This window comes from Cupriavidus pauculus, from assembly GCF_002858765.1.
GTDB classification, from domain to species: Bacteria; Pseudomonadota; Gammaproteobacteria; order Burkholderiales; family Burkholderiaceae; genus Cupriavidus; species Cupriavidus pauculus_B.
This window is the reverse complement of sequence record NZ_PJRP01000002.1, coordinates 408,607-423,868: the sequence shown is the minus strand read 5'-3', so window position 1 is coordinate 423,868 and position 15,262 is coordinate 408,607. Positions and strand designations below refer to the sequence as shown.

Annotated in this window: 17 protein-coding genes; 10 read left to right on the top strand and 7 right to left on the bottom strand. The window is 65.8% G+C overall.

The features are described from left to right. The first annotated feature begins 25 nt into the window (after nt 1-25). The 8 genes from CYJ10_RS06795 (at nt 26) to CYJ10_RS06760 (ending at nt 7,606) form a co-directional block, all read left to right on the top strand. On the top strand, nt 26-1,528 hold the full coding sequence (locus CYJ10_RS06795) for an FAD-linked oxidase C-terminal domain-containing protein (protein WP_101680741.1): 1,503 nt from the start codon (nt 26-28) through the stop codon (nt 1,526-1,528). Between the two features lie 72 nt (nt 1,529-1,600). Then, nucleotides 1,601-2,539, top strand: coding sequence for an ion transporter (locus CYJ10_RS06790; RefSeq protein ID WP_101680740.1), 939 nt, complete (start codon nt 1,601-1,603; stop codon nt 2,537-2,539). 49 nt (nt 2,540-2,588) lie between these two features. Further along, nucleotides 2,589-3,704, top strand: coding sequence for a glycolate oxidase subunit GlcE (glcE, locus tag CYJ10_RS06785; RefSeq protein WP_101680739.1), 1,116 nt, complete (start codon nt 2,589-2,591; stop codon nt 3,702-3,704). Between the two features lie 43 nt (nt 3,705-3,747). Further along, nucleotides 3,748-5,019, top strand: a complete 1,272-nt coding sequence (gene glcF / locus CYJ10_RS06780; protein ID WP_101680738.1) for a glycolate oxidase subunit GlcF — start codon at nt 3,748-3,750, stop codon at nt 5,017-5,019. Nucleotides 5,020-5,311: 292 nt separating this feature from the next. After that, a complete protein-coding gene (locus tag CYJ10_RS06775) occupies nt 5,312-5,695 on the top strand; it encodes a CidA/LrgA family protein (RefSeq protein ID WP_101680737.1) in 384 nt (127 codons plus the stop codon). Next, complete coding sequence (locus tag CYJ10_RS06770; protein WP_101680736.1) at nt 5,692-6,417, top strand: LrgB family protein; 726 nt, start codon at nt 5,692-5,694, stop codon at nt 6,415-6,417. The genes CYJ10_RS06775 and CYJ10_RS06770 overlap by 4 nt, the downstream gene beginning before the upstream one ends. Nucleotides 6,418-6,501: 84 nt before the next feature. Then, nucleotides 6,502-6,906 carry a VOC family protein gene (locus CYJ10_RS06765; RefSeq protein WP_101680735.1) on the top strand — a complete coding sequence of 135 codons (405 nt, stop codon included), beginning with the start codon at nt 6,502-6,504 and terminating at the stop codon, nt 6,904-6,906. A gap of 7 nt (nt 6,907-6,913) precedes the next feature. Continuing rightward, nucleotides 6,914-7,606, top strand: a complete 693-nt coding sequence (locus CYJ10_RS06760) for a helix-turn-helix transcriptional regulator (protein WP_092601546.1) — start codon at nt 6,914-6,916, stop codon at nt 7,604-7,606. 29 nt (nt 7,607-7,635) lie between these two features. Here CYJ10_RS06760 and CYJ10_RS06755 read toward each other — a convergent pair whose 3' ends face one another. Genes CYJ10_RS06755 through CYJ10_RS06745 form a run of 3 tightly spaced genes read right to left on the bottom strand, consistent with a single transcriptional unit; the run spans nt 7,636 to nt 10,378 of the window. Then, the gene (locus CYJ10_RS06755) at nt 7,636-8,130 is read right to left on the bottom strand and encodes a glutathione peroxidase (protein WP_101680734.1); all 495 of its coding nucleotides are present in this window, start codon (nt 8,128-8,130) and stop codon (nt 7,636-7,638) included. A gap of 55 nt (nt 8,131-8,185) precedes the next feature. Beyond that, nucleotides 8,186-9,325: a PilT/PilU family type 4a pilus ATPase gene (locus tag CYJ10_RS06750; protein WP_101681056.1), complete on the bottom strand. Its 1,140-nt coding sequence runs from the start codon at nt 9,323-9,325 to the stop codon at nt 8,186-8,188. Nucleotides 9,326-9,334: 9 nt separating this feature from the next. Further along, entirely contained in the window at nt 9,335-10,378 is a 1,044-nt protein-coding gene (locus tag CYJ10_RS06745; protein WP_101680733.1) for a type IV pilus twitching motility protein PilT, read from the bottom strand. Nucleotides 10,379-10,488: 110 nt separating this feature from the next. On the opposite strand from CYJ10_RS06745, the gene CYJ10_RS06740 reads away from it, so the two are divergent. Then, entirely contained in the window at nt 10,489-11,178 is a 690-nt protein-coding gene (locus CYJ10_RS06740; RefSeq protein WP_101680732.1) for a YggS family pyridoxal phosphate-dependent enzyme, read from the top strand. Nucleotides 11,179-11,272: 94 nt separating this feature from the next. Then, on the top strand, nt 11,273-12,091 hold the full coding sequence (gene proC, locus CYJ10_RS06735) for a pyrroline-5-carboxylate reductase (RefSeq protein WP_101680731.1): 819 nt from the start codon (nt 11,273-11,275) through the stop codon (nt 12,089-12,091). Nucleotides 12,092-12,246: 155 nt separating this feature from the next. Here the strand turns inward: proC and ubiA are convergent, their stop codons facing one another. The 4 genes from ubiA to CYJ10_RS06715 form a co-directional block, all read right to left on the bottom strand. After that, nucleotides 12,247-13,131 carry a 4-hydroxybenzoate octaprenyltransferase gene (ubiA, locus tag CYJ10_RS06730; protein WP_101680730.1) on the bottom strand — a complete coding sequence of 295 codons (885 nt, stop codon included), beginning with the start codon at nt 13,129-13,131 and terminating at the stop codon, nt 12,247-12,249. Nucleotides 13,132-13,259: 128 nt separating this feature from the next. Further along, nucleotides 13,260-13,745, bottom strand: coding sequence for a Dps family protein (locus tag CYJ10_RS06725; RefSeq protein ID WP_066732182.1), 486 nt, complete (start codon nt 13,743-13,745; stop codon nt 13,260-13,262). Nucleotides 13,746-13,828: 83 nt separating this feature from the next. Further along, entirely contained in the window at nt 13,829-14,014 is a 186-nt protein-coding gene (locus CYJ10_RS06720) for a hypothetical protein (protein WP_101680729.1), read from the bottom strand. 244 nt (nt 14,015-14,258) lie between these two features. Continuing rightward, entirely contained in the window at nt 14,259-15,215 is a 957-nt protein-coding gene (locus CYJ10_RS06715; RefSeq protein ID WP_101680728.1) for a LysR substrate-binding domain-containing protein, read from the bottom strand. Nucleotides 15,216-15,262: the final 47 nt, after the last annotated feature.

Genomic DNA, 15,262 nt, shown 5'->3' with positions numbered 1-15,262 from the left:
CCGGTCCGTCACAGGAGTTGCTGCCATGAACGCCCCGCAAGACGCCCACACCGTTGCGGATGGATCCGCCGAGAGTCGCCGCGCCGCGCTGCTGGCCAGGCTTGCGGCCATCCTGCCCGACGCCGCCGTGCTGTGGCGGGCCGAAGACACCGTCCCCTACGAGTGCGATGGCCTGGCGGCCTATCGGCAGGTGCCCGACGCCGTGGTGCTGCCCGACACCGAGGACCAGGTCTGCGCCGTGCTGCGCCTGTGCCATGAACTGGGCGTGCCCGTGGTGCCGCGTGGTTCCGGCACCAGCCTGTCGGGCGGTGCCATGCCGGTCGCGGGCGGCCTGGTGCTGTCGCTGGCCAAGTTCAAGCGCATCCTGTCGGTCGATCCGTATTCGCGCACGGCGGTGGTCCAGCCCGGCGTGCGCAACCTGGCCATTTCCGAAGCGGCCGCGCCGCACAATCTCTATTACGCACCTGATCCCTCGTCGCAGATCGCCTGCTCCATCGGCGGCAACGTGGCCGAAAACTCGGGCGGCGTGCATTGCCTGAAGTACGGCCTGACCGTGCACAACGTGCTGCGCGTGCGCGCCGTGACGATGGAAGGCGATGTGGTGGTGTTCGGCTCCGAGGCGCCCGATTCGCCGGGCCTGGACCTGCTGGCCACGATCATCGGCTCCGAAGGCATGCTGGCCGTGGTCACCGAAGTCACCGTCCGGCTCATCCCCAAGCCGCAGCTGGCACAGGTCATCATGGCCAGCTTCGACGACGTGGAAAAGGGCGGCAATGCCGTGGCCGATGTGATCGCCGCGGGCATCATCCCGGCCGGCCTGGAAATGATGGATCGGCCCGCCACGGCCGCCGTGGAGGAATTCGTCAAGGCCGGCTACGACCTCGACGCCGCCGCGATCCTGCTGTGCGAGTCCGACGGCACGCCCGAGGAAGTGGCCGAGGAAATCGGCCGCATGAGCGAGGTGCTTCGCGCATCGGGCGCCACGCGCATCACGGTGTCGCAGAACGAGGCCGAACGCCTGCGCTTCTGGAGCGGGCGCAAGAACGCCTTCCCGGCGGCGGGCCGCATCTCGCCCGACTACTACTGCATGGACGGCACCATCCCGCGCAAGCACATCGGCACGCTGCTCAAGCGCATCGAAAAGATGGAGCAGAAGTACGGCTTGCGGTGCATCAACGTGTTCCATGCCGGCGATGGCAACATGCACCCGCTGATCCTGTTCGATGGCGGCGATGTCGATGAATGGCACCGCGCCGAGCTGTTCGGCTCCGACATCCTGGAGACCTGCGTCGAACTGGGCGGCACCGTGACCGGCGAGCACGGCGTGGGCGTGGAAAAGCTCAATTCGATGTGCGTGCAGTTCTCGCGCGAGGAATGCGAGGCGTTCTTCGGCGTGAAGGCGGCGTTCGATCCGGCACGCCTGCTCAACCCGGACAAGGCCATCCCGACCCTGGCGCGCTGTGCCGAATACGGCAAGATGCACGTCAGGCGCGGCTTGCTGCCCCACCCCGACATCCCGCGATTCTGATCGACGCGCAGGGCCCGGCGGGGCGGGCGGCACGCCGCCTTTCCGCTCACCCGCTCAACCGTTTCGTCAGACATGCCACAACGCCACACCAACGCCATGATCCGCCAGCGCCTGGGCCAGCCCGAATCGGGCTGGCGCCAGCACTGGTACACGATCATCTTTGAAGCCGACACCCGCCCGGGGCGGCTGTTCGACGTCGTGCTGCTGATTGCCATCGTCGCCAGCGTCGGCGTGGTGATGCTGGACAGCGTGCCGTCCATCCACGCGCGCCTGGGCACGGCCTTCACGGCGCTGGAATGGATGTTCACGCTGCTGTTCACGGCCGAGTACATCATGCGGCTGTGCGTGGTGAAGCGCCCGCTGCGTTACGCGCTGAGCTTCTACGGCATCATCGACTTCATCTCGATCATGCCCACCTGGGCGTCGTTCTTCGTGCCCGAGCTGGCCTTCCTGATCGACGTGCGGCTGCTGCGCCTGCTGCGGGTATTCCGGATCCTCAAGCTCACCGTGTACTTCGAGGAAGCCGAGATCCTGGCCCGCGCGCTGGCCAACAGCCGGCGCAAGATCTTCGTGTTCCTGGGCACCGTGTTCATCATCACGGTGATCCTGGGCACCGTGATGTACGTGGTGGAAGGGCCCGAGCACGGCTTCACCAGCATTCCCCTCAGCATGTACTGGGCCATCGTCACGCTGACCACCACGGGCTTTGGCGACATGGTGCCCAAGACGCCGATCGGGCAGTTCATCACGTCGCTGACGATCCTGCTGGGCTACGGGATCATCGCCTTCCCGACCGGCATCGTCGGCGCCGAACTGGCCGCCAGCATCATCAAGCGGCCGCTGACCACGCGTTCGTGCGAGCACTGCCTGACCGAAGGGCACGAGCCGTCCGCGAAGTATTGCCAGCATTGCGGCAGCGCGCTGCCCGATTACCGCAGCGAGCCCGGCCTGGAGGGCCGGCTCGAAGGCGCCGTGGAGAACCGGCCGCCGCCCAAGCCGCCGCGCACATAATTGGCCCGCTGCGCCGCTGACCGACCCACCCCCATACCGACACGTCCTCATGCAAGCCACCCTCGACGCCACACTCGCGACCTTCCGCGACGCGATTCGCCAGGCCGGCGACAGCCGCACCCCGCTGCGGCTGCGCGGCGGCGGCAGCAAGGATTTCTATGGCCAGGCGCTGGTCGGCACCGTGCTCGACACGCGGGCGTATCGCGGCATCGTCGACTACGACCCGGCCGAACTGGTGATCACCGCACGCTGCGGCACGCCGCTGGCCGAGATCGAGGACGTGCTGGCCGAACATCGCCAGATGCTGGCCTTCGAGGCGCCCCACTTTGCCACGCGCGGCCAGGCCAGCACCGCCACGCTGGGCGGCGCCTTCGCGGCGGGTCTGTCGGGGCCGCGTCGCCAGTCGGTGGGCGCCCTGCGCGATTTCGTGCTGGGTGCGCAGCTGATGGACGGCAAGGGCGAGATCCTGAACTTCGGCGGGCAGGTCATGAAGAATGTGGCCGGCTACGATGTGTCGCGCCTGCTGGCCGGCTCGCTCGGCACGCTGGGCCTGGTCACCGAGGTATCGCTGAAGGTGCTGCCGGTGCCGTTCGACGACGCCACGCTGCGTTTTGCGCTGTCCCAGGCCGACGCGATCGACCAGCTCAACAAATGGGGCGGCAAGCCGCTGCCAATTGCCGCTTCGGCCTGGCATGACGGCGCGCTGCATGTGCGCCTGAGCGGCGCCACGGCCGCCGTTTGCGCGGCGCGCGACAGCCTGGGCGGCGAGGTGGTCGATGCCAGCCACGCCGGGCAACTGTGGGCCGCCCTGCGCGAACAGACGCATCCGTTCTTCACGCCGGCACGCGACGCCGACCGCGCACTGTGGCGCATTGCCGTGCCGCCGGTGACAAAGCCGCTGGACCTGCCCGGCGAACAGCTTGTGGAATGGGGCGGCGGCCAGCGCTGGTGGCTGGCGCCGGACGACAGCACCGCGTCGGCCGACCGGGTCCGCGCCATCGCCCAGGCCGCGGGTGGCCATGCCACGCTGTTCCGCAACGGCGACAAGGCCGTGGGTGTGTTCACGCCGCTCTCGACGCCGCTGGCCGCGATCCACCAGCGGCTGAAGGCCAGCTTCGATCCAGCGGGCATCTTCAATCCGCAGCGCATGTACAGCGGGCTCTGAGCCACCGTCCGGACACGGTCCCCAACGATAACGATCCCCCACCATGCAAACCACACTGGCCGAATTCCTGCGCAACACGCCCGAAGGCGAAGAGGCGAAATCGATCGTCGGCAAATGCGTGCATTGCGGCTTCTGTACCGCCACCTGCCCCACCTACCAGTTGCTGGGCGACGAGCTGGACGGCCCGCGCGGCCGTATCTACCTGATGAAGCAGGTGCTGGAAGGCAGCGCGGTGACCGAAAGCACGCGCCTGCACCTGGATCGCTGCCTGACCTGCCGCAACTGCGAATCGACCTGTCCGTCGGGGGTCACGTACGGGCGGCTGGTCGACATCGGGCGGCAGATCGTGGACGACCGGCTGGCCGAACAAGGCGTGCAGCGTCCGGCGAAGCAGCGCATTGCGCGCTGGATGCTGCGCGAGGGCCTGACGCGGCCCGGGCTGTTCGGCCCGGCGCTCAAGCTTGGCCAGATCGTCCGCCCGCTTCTGCCGCAGACGCTGCGCAACAAGGTGCCGGCGCACCCGACACCGCCCGGCACGTGGCCGCGCAACGAACATCCACGCAAGATGCTGTTGCTCGACGGCTGTGTGCAACCGGCGATGTCGCCCAACATCAATGCCGCGACGGCACGTGTGCTCGACAAACTCGGCGTGCAACTGGTGTTGGCGCGCGAGGCCGGATGTTGTGGCGCCATTCGCTTCCACACGGGTGACCATGCAGGCGGGCTCGACAATATGCGCGCCAATATCGACGCCTGGTGGCCCCATATCCAGGCCGGCGCGGAAGCCATCGTCATGACGGCATCGGGCTGCGGCGCGATGGTCAAGGACTACGGCCACCTGCTGCGCAACGACCCCAAATACGCCGAACGCGCCGCGCGCGTGTCGGCACTGACGCGCGACCTGTCCGAGCTGCTGCCCGATTTTGCCGACGACCTGCACCGCCTGGCCGGCGCGGTACCGCGCGATGGCCGCCGCGTGGCATGGCATCCGCCCTGCACGCTGCAGCACGGCCAGCAGATCCGCGGCAAGGTGGAGGCGCTGCTGACGCGCCTGGGCGTGGATGTGCGGCTCTGCGCCGACAGCCACCTGTGCTGCGGCTCGGCGGGCACGTATTCGGTGCTGCAGCCCGAACTGTCGTACAAGCTGCGCGACGACAAGCTGAACAAGCTGCAGGCTACATCGCCCGACGCCATCGCCACGGCCAATATCGGCTGCATCACGCACCTGCAAAGCGGCACGGACACGCCGGTGATCCACTGGGTGGAACTGGTGGACCGGATGCTGGCGCCGACGGTGGCAGCGCAGGCGGCGTAGGGGACATAGGGGACGCAGGCAGCGCAGGACCGCACGTGTCTTCCCTCTCCCGCTTGTGGAAGAGGGAGAGGGAGAGGGAGAGGGAGAGGGAGAGGGAGAGGGCAAGCCGTTGCGGCACGAACACGTTTCTCGTGATGGAAAAGCTGGTGCTCTCCCCCAACCCTTCTCCCGCATTGCAGGAGCGGGGAGCAAACCTGACCGCCGCTCTCTTGATGCCTCATCTTGCACGCATCTTGTACGGGAGTACCATGTCGGCACATTCAGTCCCCGCTGGTCTCTCCAGGCTGCCCCCATGCTTCAGACTTTTGCCATCCTGCTGGTCTTTCAGACCGTGGGCGAGGTAATCAGCTACGCGCTGCGCCTGCCCGTGCCCGGTCCGGTGATCGGCATGCTTTTGCTGTTCGGCTGGCTCGTATTCGACAACCGGCTGCTGCCCGTGATCCAGGGCGCCGCCAATGACCTGCTCAAGCACCTGTCGCTGCTGTTCGTGCCGGCCGGCGTCGGCATCATGGTGCATGCCCACCGCATCGGCAGTGAATGGATGCCGATCGTCATCGCGCTGGTGATCTCCACCTGGGTGGCCATCGCCGTCACCGCGCTGGTCACGCGTGCGCTGATGCGCAAGCCGCCAGCGGGGCAGCCGGCCGATGCCGTGGATGCCGGAGCGCAGCCATGATGTCGCCACGCCTCAATGAAATCTGGGTGTACCTGGCCGCCAGTCCCCTGATCGGGCTGACCGCCACGCTGATCGCCTATGTGTTCGCCTTCCGCATCTACGAGCGCGCCCGGTTCTCGCCGCTGGCCAATCCGGTGATGATCTCGGTGGCGATCCTGGTCACGGTGCTGACCGTGACCGGCACGCCCTACAAGACCTACTTCGACGGCGCGCAGTTCGTGCACTTCCTGCTGGGGCCGGCTACCGTGGCGCTGGCCGTGCCGCTGTACACGCAGTTGCCGAAGCTGCGCAGCAATGTGCTGCCCCTGCTGGCGGGCCTGCTGGCGGGTTCGGTGGCTGCCGTGGTATCGGCCGTCGGCATCGCGTACCTGCTTGGGGCATCGCCCGAGGTGGTGCGTTCGCTGGCGCCGAAATCAGTGACGATTCCGATTGCGATGGGTGTGTCCGAGAAGATCGGCGGCCTGCCGTCGCTGACCGCCGTGATGGTGATGGCCACGGGCATCATCGGCGCGGTCAGCGCCACCGGCCTGCTGAACCTGCTGCGGGTGCGTGACTACACCGTGCGCGGCTTTGCCACCGGCGTGGCGGCGCATGGCATCGGCACCGCCCGCGCCTTCCAGGTCAGCCAGGAAGCCGGCGCGTTCTCGGCGCTGGGCATGGGCCTGAATGGCGTGCTGACGGCTATCCTGGTGCCGGTGATGGCGGCCTGGATGCCCCACTGACGCCCCTGACAAGCTCCTGACAGCACGCTGTCAGGAGCGCCCGCGCATCATCCGTTCTCCCGACATGATGAAGAGGAGAGCCCCATGGCCAATCCGTCCAATGCGCTGGTCAACTGGCTGGAAATCCCGGTGACCGACATGAAGCGCGCCATGCAGTTCTACGAAACGGTGTTCGAGCATCCGCTGCGGCGCGAGACCGTCGGCGATGTCGACCTGGCCGTGTTCACCCACGCGGCCTCGGCCGGAGCGCTGGTACGCGGCGAGCAGTACCGGTCCAGCGCGTTCTATGGCCCGGTGCCGTACTTCAATGCCCCGCAACTCGACGACGTGCTGGCGCGGGTGACCTACGCCGGTGGCCGCACCGTGCGCGGTCCGGTGCAGTTGCCCGACAACATGGGCCGCTTCGCCCATATCACCGACAGCGAAGGCAACCGGATCGGGCTGCACGAGCCGGCCATGGCGGACGCGCCCTCGGCCGTCGCGCACTGACATCGCCATGAGCCGACGCGCCGACCGCCTCTTCCAGATCGTGCAAGTCCTGCGCGGGCGCCGCCTGACCACGGCGGCCCTGCTCGCGCAGCGGCTGGGCGTGTCCGAGCGCACCGTCTACCGCGATATCCAGGCCCTGTCGCTGTCCGGCGTCCCCGTGGAAGGCGAAGCCGGCATCGGCTACCGCCTGCGCCCGGACTACGATGTGCCGCCGCTGATGTTCACGTCGATGGAAGTCGAGGCCATGGTCGCGGGCCTGCGCCTGCTCAAGGCCTGGGGTGGCGGCGCACTGGCCGCTGCGGCCGAGCCGTCGCTGGAAAAGCTGATGGCCGCCCTGCCGCCGCAACGGCGCCTGGCCGCGCAGCAAAGCCGCATCTTCGCGCCCGAATATGCCAACCACCCCGCCGTGCGCGAGGCGTTCGACATCGTCCACACGGCCATTGGCGCGCAGCGGCTGCTGCAGATCGACTATTCGGATGCACAGCAGCGCGACACGGTGCGCGTGGTGCAGCCGCTGGGGCTGTTCTTCTGGGGCAATGTCTGGCTGGTGGCTGCCTGGTGTACGGCGCGCGAGGACTATCGCAGCTTCCGGCTGGACCGCTGCCGCAAGCTGACCATGCTCGCCGAGCATTTCCACGAAACGCCAGAACGGTCACTCAACGGCTTCCTGCGCGCGGTCCGGGCGGACTCGCACGGCTGAAAGCCGGTTCCTTGGGTCGTTCGGGCTGCTCAGGCGCCCGGGTCGTTCAGTAGCGTCTCGATGTCGCCGCGGAGCTCGTCAGGCTTGGTGGTCGGCGCGTAGCGCTTGAAGATCGTGCCGTCGCGGCGCACCAGGAACTTGGTGAAATTCCACTTGATCGCCTGCGTGCCGAGCAGGCCCGGCTTTTCCGACGTCAGCCACTTGTATAGCGGGTGCGCGTCGGCGCCCTTGACGTCGATCTTGTCGAACATCGGAAACGTGACGTGGAAGCGCGATTCGCAGAACGCGCCGATCTGCTCGGCATCGCCCGGCTCCTGCTTGCCGAACTGGTTGCACGGAAAGCCCAGCACGTCGAAACCGCGCGTCTGGTACGTGTCCTGCAGCGTCTGCAGGCCCGCGTACTGCGGCGTGAAACCGCACTCGCTGGCCGTGTTGACGATCAGCAGCACCTTGCCCCGGAAGTCGGTCAGCGGCACCGGCTGACCCGTCAGCGAACTGGCCTCGAACTGGTAGACGTTGCTCATCGTCGGTCTCCTGATAGGTAATGGGCGCAAGGATACCGCGCCCAGACAGCCCGCGTCAGATCACGTTCAGGTGTTCGGTGCCGGCACCGAGGTCGGCGTCGCGATGCCGCGCGCTATGGAGCTTGATCATCAGGCGCAGGTCGTTCAGCGAGTCGGCATTCTTGAGCGCGTCCTCGTACGTGATCTTCTCGGTCTCGTACAGCTCGAACAGCGCCTGGTCGAACGAGATCATGCCCTGCTCGCGCGATTTCTTGATGACTTCCTTGAGCTCGTGGATCTCGCCCTTGAAGATCAGGTCGGCCACCAGCGGCGTGCCGATCATGATTTCCACGGCCGGCACGCGGCCCTTGCGGCCGGCGCGCGGCAGCAGGCGCTGCGAGATCATCGCCTTCAGGTTCAGCGACAGGTCGATCAGCAGCTGCTGGCGCTTTTCCTCGGGGAAGAAGTTGACGATCCGGTCGATGGCCTGGTTGGCATTGTTCGCGTGCAGCGTGGCCAGGCACAGGTGGCCCGTCTCGGCGTACTGCATCGCGTATTCCATCGTCTCGCGGTCGCGGATTTCGCCGATCAGGATCACGTCGGGCGCCTGACGCAGCGTGTTCTTCAGCGCGATGTGCCACGACTCGGTATCGATGCCCACCTCGCGCTGCGTGACGACGCAGTTCTGGTGCGCATGCACGTATTCGATCGGGTCCTCGATCGTGATGATGTGGCCGTAGGAATGCGCGTTGCGGTGGTCCAGCATGGCCGCCAGCGAGGTCGACTTGCCCGAGCCCGTGGCACCGGTCACGATCACCAGGCCGCGCTTGGACATCACGATCTCGTGCAGCGACTGCGGCAGATCCAGGTCTTCCACCGACGGGATGCGCGTATTGATGGTCCGCACCACCATGCCGGCGCGGCCCTGCTGGATGAATGCCGACACCCGGAACCGGCCGGCGTTGGGCGCGGTAATGGCAAAGTTGCACTCGCGCGTGTCGTCGAATTCCTTCACCTGGCGCTCGTTCATGATCGAACGTACCAGCCCCAGCGCCTGCGTGGGGTTCAGCGGCTGCTGCGAAACCGGCGTGATCTTGCCGTCCACCTTGATGGCCGGCGGGAATTCCGAGGTGATGAACAGGTCGGAGCCGCGGTTGTTCACCATCAGCTCGAGCAGGTCGTTGATGTACTTCGATGCGGATTCGCGGTCGAGCATGATCACCCTTTATCCCATGAATGCGTCAGGGTTTTTGGCGCTCGCCCTGGCATCGTTGTAGTTGATCATGCCGCGCTTGATCAGGTCGCTCAGGCACTGGTCCAGCGTCTGCATGCCGATGCCGCTGGACGTCTGCATCATCGAGTACATCTGCGCGATCTTGTTCTCTCGAATCAGGTGGCGGATGGCGGGCGTGGCGATCATGATCTCATGTGCCGCCGTGCGGCCGTTGCCGTCGCGCGTCTTGAGCAGCGTCTGCGAAATCACCGCCTCGAGCGATTCGGACAGCATGGTGCGGACCATGTCCTTTTCCTCGGGCGGGAACACGTCCACCACCCGGTCGATGGTCTTCGCGGCCGAACTCGTGTGAAGCGTGGCAAAGACCAGGTGGCCCGTTTCGGCCGCGGTCAGCGCCAGGCGGATCGTTTCCAGGTCACGCAATTCACCCACCAGGATCACGTCCGGGTCCTCACGCAGCGCCGAACGCAGCGCGTTGGCAAACGAATGCGTGTGCGGCCCCAGTTCGCGCTGGTTGATCAGGCTCTTCTTGGAGTTGTGGACGAATTCGATCGGGTCCTCCACCGTGAGGATGTGGCCCATATCGTTGTCGTTGCGATGGTCGACCATCGCCGCCAGCGTGGTGGACTTGCCCGAACCGGTCGGCCCCGTCACCAGCACCAGCCCGCGCGGCTTCATGCACAGGTCGGCGAACACCGCCGGCGCGTGCAGGTCGTCCAGTGTCAGCACCTTCGACGGAATGGTACGGAATACGGCGGCCGCCCCGCGCTGCGTGGTATAGGCGTTGACCCGGAAACGGGACAGGCCCGAAATCTCGAACGAGAAATCGATTTCCAGCCGTTCTTCATAGGATTTGCGCTGAACGTCGCTCATGATGTCGTACACCATGGCGTGAACGTCCTTGTGCGTCATGGCCGCGACGTTGATGCGGCGCATGTCTCCGTGAATACGCACCATCGGCGGCATGTCGGCCGAGAGGTGAAGATCGGAAGCCTTGTTCTTGACCGCGAAGGCCAGAAGCTGTGCGATGTCCATCTATAATGACCCCACCCTAAAGAGGCCCTGGCGGAATATCGATTGACCGGGCCTTCACTGGTTTATTGTTGTACTTCTAGTTGTACTTCTTGGAATATGTCCGCTGGATTATGTCTGTAATCGCCGCCAACTTGCAAGCCGTGAAAAATGACATCGCGGCGGCCGCACAACAAGCCGGCAGATCGCCTGACGCTGTCACATTGCTGGCGGTTTCCAAGACGGTTTCCGCCGGACGTGTACGCGAGGCCTTCGACGCCGGCCAGCGGGCATTCGGCGAGAACTACGTCCAGGAAGGGGTGGACAAGATTGCCGCGCTGGACGCCCTGCGCGGCCAGATCCAGTGGCATTTCATCGGCCCACTGCAGAGCAACAAGACCCGGCCGGTGGCCGAGCAGTTCGACTGGGTCCATGCCATCGACCGGCTGAAGATCGCCGAGCGGCTGTCCGCCCAGCGTCCGGCCGGGCTGCCACCGCTGCAGGTCTGCATCCAGGTCAATATCAGTAACGAGGACACCAAGAGCGGCGTGGCGCCGGCAGAGGTGCCGGCGCTGGCCCAGGCGATCGCCGCCCTGCCGAACCTGCAACTGCGCGGCCTGATGGCCATTCCGGCGCCGGCGGCCGACCCGGCCGCCCAGCGTCAACCGTTTGCCGCCCTCCGTGCGTTGCTTGATCAACTACGGCAATCCGGGCTAAAGGTGGACACGCTCTCGATGGGCATGTCCGCCGACATGGACGCGGCCATTGCCGAGGGCGCCACGCTGGTGCGTATCGGCACCGCGATTTTCGGCGCGCGGCGCTGACGGCGCCCGACAGGGTCCGCGCCGGTCCTTCGCCTCCCCATGACATGACAAAACGCCAGCCGACACGTATCGCGCTGGCAGACCAGGAAACTTGATGCTCGATTCCCTCACCTTCGGCTTCCTCGGCGGCGGCAACATGGCCTCTGCCCTGATCGGCGGCCTGGTGGCCCGTGGCGTGCCTGCGGGCGCGATCCGCGTGGTCGATCCCTCGGAAGACGCCCGCCAGCGCCTGGCGCAGAGCGGCGTAAAGGCGCTGGCGGCGCCGGATGTCGCCTTTGGCGCCAGCAACGTGATCGTGCTGGCCGTCAAGCCGCAGCAGTTCCGTGACGCCATCGCCCCGCTGGTGCCGCTGCTGACCGACAACCTCATCATCAGCGTCGCGGCCGGCATCCGGCTGCAGGACGTGGCGCGCTGGCTGGGCCGTACGCGCCTGGTGCGCGCCATGCCGAACACGCCGGCGCTGGCCGGCATGGGCATGACCGGGCTGGCCGCAGCCCTGGGTCTGTCGGGCACCGACCGGGATATCGCCACGGCCGTGGCCGAAGCCGTCGGCCGGTGCGTCTGGGTGGAAAACGACGACCAGATCGACGCCGTCACCGCCATCTCGGGCAGCGGCCCGGCCTATGTGTTCTATTTTGTGGAAGCGATGGAGCGCGCAGCCGTGGAAATGGGGCTGTCCGCCGAACAGGGCCGGCAACTGGCCGTGGAAACGTTCCGCGGCGCGGCGGCGCTGGCCGCGGAGTCGCCCGAGCCCGTGGCTACGCTGCGCGAGCGCGTCACGTCCAAGGGCGGCACAACCTACGCCGCGTTGACGGCAATGGAGGCCAGCGGCATGAAGGACGCCTTCGTCAAGGCCATGCACGCGGCGGCAGCACGCGGGCGCGAAATGGGCGCGGACTTCGGCAAGGACTGAGGTTCTTTCCCGTTTCCCGCCGTGCGAGAGGCGGGCTGGGGACAGGGCATCGAGGCTCAAATTGCGACTTGTCGTGAATTGACTCGCTCGCGCGCTCCCCGCCCCCGCTACCTCGACCCTTTCCCATTTCATGGAGAGGGGAGAAAGCAGTGGGTCTATTTCAGCACGTACGCCACGAACGTCCCCGCGAACACGCAGGCGCCCAGCCAGTTGTTGTGCCGGAACGCGGCAAAACACTTCATGCGGTCGCGCTCGCGGATCAGCGTGTAGTGGTAACCGGCCAGCACGGCGGCAGCCACCAGCCCCGTGTAGTAGGCCCAGCCCAGGCCCAGCAGCGCGCCAGCCCAGGCCATCATCCCCAGGAACACCGCGTAGCAGATCATGATCGCCGCCACGTCGAAGCGACCGAACGTGATGGCCGACGTCTTCATGCCCAGCAGCAGGTCGTCATCGCGGTCGACCATAGCATAGGCCGTGTCGTACGCCACCGCCCAGAACACGTTGCCCAGCAGCATCAACCAGGCCACGAACGGCACCTCGCCCTGGATGGCGGCGAACGACATCGGAATGCCAAACCCGAAGGCAATGCCCAGGTAAGCCTGCGGAATCGCAAAGAACCGCTTGAAGAACGGATACGTCCCGGCCAGCACCGCCGCCACCACGGCCAGCCATTTGGTCAGCCCGTTCAGCGGCAGGATCAGTGCAAACGCGATCAGCGCAAGCACGGCGGCCACGGCCAGGGCTTCCCAGCTGGCGATCAGCCCGGCGGTCAGCGGCCGCTCCTTCGTGCGCTTCACGTGCTTGTCGAAATCGCGATCGGCCCAGTCGTTCATGGCGCAGCCCGCCGAGCGCATCAGGAACGTGCCGGCGAAGAAAATCCAGAAAATCTGCCAGGACGGCGGCCCGCCGGCAGCCATCCACATCGCCCACAGCGTAGGCCAGAGCAGCAGCAGCGTGCCAATCGGCTTGTCGATGCGCACCAGTCGGGCATACAGCGCGAGGCGGCTCGGATGATGGGGGGCGGCGGAGGGATGTGACATGGCGGCGGACTTCTGACGAGACTTCTGACGAGACTTCTGAAGATACTTCGGGCAATACAAAGCAAAAACGCGCCCCGGCATGCCGAGGCGCGTCGTACCGGTTCACCCGGTGTGTGGCATGGCCGGAATCAGGCCAGCAGCGAGCGCAGCATCCACGCCGTCTTCTCGTGCGTCTGCATGCGCTGGGTCAGCAGGTCTGCCGACGGCTCGTCGCCCGCGGCGTCGATCACGGCAAACAGCGAACGCGCGGTGCGCACCACGGCCTCCTGGCCTTCCACGAGCTTGCGAATCATCTCGGTGGCCTCGGGCACGCCCTCTTCCTCGGCGATCGACGACAGTTTCGCGTATTCCTTGTAGGTACCCGGTGCCGGGTAGCCCAGCGCGCGAATCCGTTCGGCAATCGCGTCAACCGCCAGCGCCAGTTCGGTGTACTGCGTCTCGAACATGGTATGCAGCGTGTTGAACATCGGGCCCGTCACGTTCCAGTGGAAGTTGTGGGTCTTGAGATAGAGGGTGTAGGTGTCAGCCAGCAGCTTGCTCAGGCCTTCCGCGATCTTCTTGCGGTCCTTGTCCGAAATACCGATGTTCACGCTCATCTCATTCTTCTTTGCCATTTTTCTAAGCTCCATTCTGGTCTGGCCACGAGGATCGACCGCCCGCGCTACACGGACGAACAGCGGCCATTATCGTATCAGGTTCAAGTCACAAGGACGGACAGCCCCTGCGCGGCATCGAGGAACATGACCATCGCCCCCAGCGCAACCACGGCCATGCCGATTTCCTTGCGCACCACCTTGCGGTGCAGCCGTCCGGCATCGCCATCCCGCGCCGCGTCGGACTTCAACTGCCGGAATTCGCTCACAAAAAGATTCAGCATTGCCATGACGATTCTCCACATCTGTTCCAAGGGTCCGGCACATCCGCCTGGTGTGCCCTGCGACCGATGGAATAAGTCTATTCGCGTGCTATCGATGTGACTATTTGATAATTTCAAACTATTGAATAGGCGATTGCTATATCCATGTCTTGCATATGGGATCTGGTATGAATGTGGAGATTGCGACGCTCAAAGCAAAACGGCAGGGTCGCCCCTGCCGTTCAAAAAATCGCGTCGTCCAGGTGCCGGATCAGGCGGCCACGGCTTCCTCGGCCGGCGTGCTGTTGATCCTGTGCACCCCGGGCAGGTCACAGGCCGTCACCGCGTTGGCCAGCGCCTCCATGGCGGGCAGGCGCGTAAAGCTCTTGCGCCAGGCCAGCACCACGCGACGGTCGGGCACGGGATCGGCAAACGGCACATAGGACAGCATGTCGTTGCGCGGCTTGAGATCGGGCACCGACGTGCGCGGCAGCACCGTGATGCCCACGCCGCTGGCCACCATATGGCGAATGGTCTCGAGCGACGAACCCTCGAACGTCTTCTGGATGCCGTCCGCCGCCTGCGAGAAGCGCGATAGCTCCGGACACACGCCCAGCACGTGGTCGCGGAAACAATGGCCGCTGCCCAGCAGCAGCATGGTCTGCTGCTTCAGTTCGTCGGGGTCCACCTTGGTCTGCTCGGCCAGCTTGTGTCCGCGCGGCACGGCCACCACGAACGGCTCGTCATAGAGCGGACGCACCATCAGGCCCGAATCCGGGAACGGCTCGGCCATGATCGCGCAGTCGATTTCACCCTGCTTGAGCAGTTCGATCAGCTTGTTCGTGTAGTTTTCCTGCAGCATCAGCGGCATCTGCGGCACGGTGTCGATCATCTGCTTGACCAGCGCCGGCAGCAGGTACGGCCCGATCGTGTAGATGACGCCCACGCGCAGCGGACCGGCCAGCGGATCCTTGCCCTGCTTGGCGATTTCACGAATTGCCATGGTCTGTTCCAGCACGCGCTGGGCCTGCGCCACGATCTGTTCGCCGATGGCCGTCACCGACACCTCGGACGTGCCGCGCTCGAAAATCTGCACGGTGAGCTCGTCTTCCAGCTTCTTGATGGCAACCGACAGCGTCGGCTGCGAAACGAAGCACGCCTCGGCCGCCCGGCCGAAATGGCGCTCGCGCGCTACGGCGACGATGTACTTGAGTTCGGTGAGCGTCATGATTAATCAAATCCGGTTAGGCGATAGATTTTAGCTTCGATTGCGTC

Excerpts from the sequence above, each read along its gene's own strand:
- CYJ10_RS06795 (WP_101680741.1), top strand. The coding sequence starts at position 26 with ATGAACGCCCCGCAAGACGCCCACACCGTTGCGGATGGATCCGCCGAG.
- CYJ10_RS06790 (WP_101680740.1), top strand. The coding sequence starts at position 1,601 with ATGCCACAACGCCACACCAACGCCATGATCCGCCAGCGCCTGGGCCAG.
- glcE (WP_101680739.1), top strand. The coding sequence starts at position 2,589 with ATGCAAGCCACCCTCGACGCCACACTCGCGACCTTCCGCGACGCGATT.
- glcF (WP_101680738.1), top strand. The coding sequence starts at position 3,748 with ATGCAAACCACACTGGCCGAATTCCTGCGCAACACGCCCGAAGGCGAA.
- CYJ10_RS06775 (WP_101680737.1), top strand. The coding sequence starts at position 5,312 with ATGCTTCAGACTTTTGCCATCCTGCTGGTCTTTCAGACCGTGGGCGAG.
- CYJ10_RS06770 (WP_101680736.1), top strand. The coding sequence starts at position 5,692 with ATGATGTCGCCACGCCTCAATGAAATCTGGGTGTACCTGGCCGCCAGT.
- CYJ10_RS06765 (WP_101680735.1), top strand. The coding sequence starts at position 6,502 with ATGGCCAATCCGTCCAATGCGCTGGTCAACTGGCTGGAAATCCCGGTG.
- CYJ10_RS06760 (WP_092601546.1), top strand. The coding sequence starts at position 6,914 with ATGAGCCGACGCGCCGACCGCCTCTTCCAGATCGTGCAAGTCCTGCGC.
- CYJ10_RS06755 (WP_101680734.1), bottom strand. The coding sequence starts at position 8,130 with ATGAGCAACGTCTACCAGTTCGAGGCCAGTTCGCTGACGGGTCAGCCG.
- CYJ10_RS06750 (WP_101681056.1), bottom strand. The coding sequence starts at position 9,325 with ATGCTCGACCGCGAATCCGCATCGAAGTACATCAACGACCTGCTCGAG.
- CYJ10_RS06745 (WP_101680733.1), bottom strand. The coding sequence starts at position 10,378 with ATGGACATCGCACAGCTTCTGGCCTTCGCGGTCAAGAACAAGGCTTCC.
- CYJ10_RS06740 (WP_101680732.1), top strand. The coding sequence starts at position 10,489 with ATGTCTGTAATCGCCGCCAACTTGCAAGCCGTGAAAAATGACATCGCG.
- proC (WP_101680731.1), top strand. The coding sequence starts at position 11,273 with ATGCTCGATTCCCTCACCTTCGGCTTCCTCGGCGGCGGCAACATGGCC.
- ubiA (WP_101680730.1), bottom strand. The coding sequence starts at position 13,131 with ATGTCACATCCCTCCGCCGCCCCCCATCATCCGAGCCGCCTCGCGCTG.
- CYJ10_RS06725 (WP_066732182.1), bottom strand. The coding sequence starts at position 13,745 with ATGGCAAAGAAGAATGAGATGAGCGTGAACATCGGTATTTCGGACAAG.
- CYJ10_RS06720 (WP_101680729.1), bottom strand. The coding sequence starts at position 14,014 with ATGGCAATGCTGAATCTTTTTGTGAGCGAATTCCGGCAGTTGAAGTCC.
- CYJ10_RS06715 (WP_101680728.1), bottom strand. The coding sequence starts at position 15,215 with ATGACGCTCACCGAACTCAAGTACATCGTCGCCGTAGCGCGCGAGCGC.